This is a genomic window from Pseudomonas agronomica (genome assembly GCF_025917275.1).
Taxonomy (GTDB): Bacteria; Pseudomonadota; Gammaproteobacteria; order Pseudomonadales; family Pseudomonadaceae; genus Aquipseudomonas; species Aquipseudomonas agronomica.
This window is the reverse complement of the sequence record NZ_JAOSHO010000887.1, coordinates 1-1,062: the sequence shown is the minus strand read 5'-3', so window position 1 is coordinate 1,062 and position 1,062 is coordinate 1. Positions and strand designations below refer to the sequence as shown.

The window sequence follows — 1,062 nt, the reverse complement described above, 5'->3', positions numbered from 1 at the left end:
GGTCTTGACCGGCGAGTCCTTGGGCACCAGTAGCGCAATGGTGTCCGGGTTCTGCCGCGAGACACCGATCAGCTTCACCGGTGCTTGTTTGGCAGCCAGGAACAGAAAGCCCGAGTCGCCGAGGAAACCCAGGTCCAGGTCACCGGTATTCAGCGCCTCGGCCAGGGGCGCAGCGGCTTGGAAGTGCTTCCAGTCGACGCGATAGGGAGCACCTTCCAGCACACCCGACGCCTCCACCGAAGCCCTGACGTTGTAATAGTTCTGGTCGCCGACGTGCAGCACCAACGGCTCGCCCGCTTGGGCCAACGGTGCGGCAAACGCTGTGCTGAGGAGCAGGCGGCGCAGGGATCGGATGAGCGTCATGACAGCATTCCTGGATGATTTTTTTAGAACATAACGCCGCTATCAATCCCTTTAGAAATTCTTTTAGCGCATAAGCTCATAGTCATAATCGACCCAGTGTTCATGGAGCAACAGCGCCGCAACAGACTGTTGGGCGATCAACATATCCTCTGCAGCTTTGTGCAATGTCAGCACCCGCCGGTGGCCCTTTCCGGGCTATGGCACAGAGCCTGCATTATTCCTTTCAAGCGCGATTTTCTCCCGCTGTCCGATCTTTCGGAAATAAGAACGTTGCCTTTTCGCCGCCTTGTCTGGAGCTGTTCCATGAAACCCGCCCTCCGCTTCTCCCTGGCCCACGCCAGACATCTGATCAGCGCCTGCGCCCTGGCGCTGGGCCTGCCGTCCATGGTCATGGCCGCCGAAAGCCCTCCAGCCGAAGTGCACCTGGACTACGCCTATTACTCGCCGGTCAGCCTGGTGCTCAAGCACTTCGGTTACCTGGAAAAAGCCCTGCCCCAGACCAAGGTGAGTTGGGTCTTGAGCCAGGGCAGCAATCGATCCCTGGAATACCTGAACAGCGGCGGCGTCGACTTCGCCTCGTCCGCCAGCCTCGCCGCCGTGTTGAGCCGGGCCAATGGCAGCCCGATCAAGTCGGTCTATGTCTACAGCCGGGCCGAATGGACGGCACTGGTGGTGCGCAAGGATTCGCCGTACCAGACG

General features: G+C 60.0%; 1 protein-coding gene and 1 pseudogene. One reads left to right on the top strand and one right to left on the bottom strand.

Annotated features, from left to right (window positions below; translation table 11 throughout):
• Positions 1-363 (bottom strand): annotated as a pseudogene (locus OC610_RS27910) (ABC transporter substrate-binding protein); the annotation flags it as partial.
• A gap of 303 nt (positions 364-666) precedes the next feature.
• Between OC610_RS27910 and OC610_RS27905 the strand changes: the two are divergent.
• A partial coding sequence (locus OC610_RS27905; RefSeq protein ID WP_264432814.1) for an ABC transporter substrate-binding protein occupies positions 667-1,062 on the top strand: 396 nt, incomplete at its 3' end.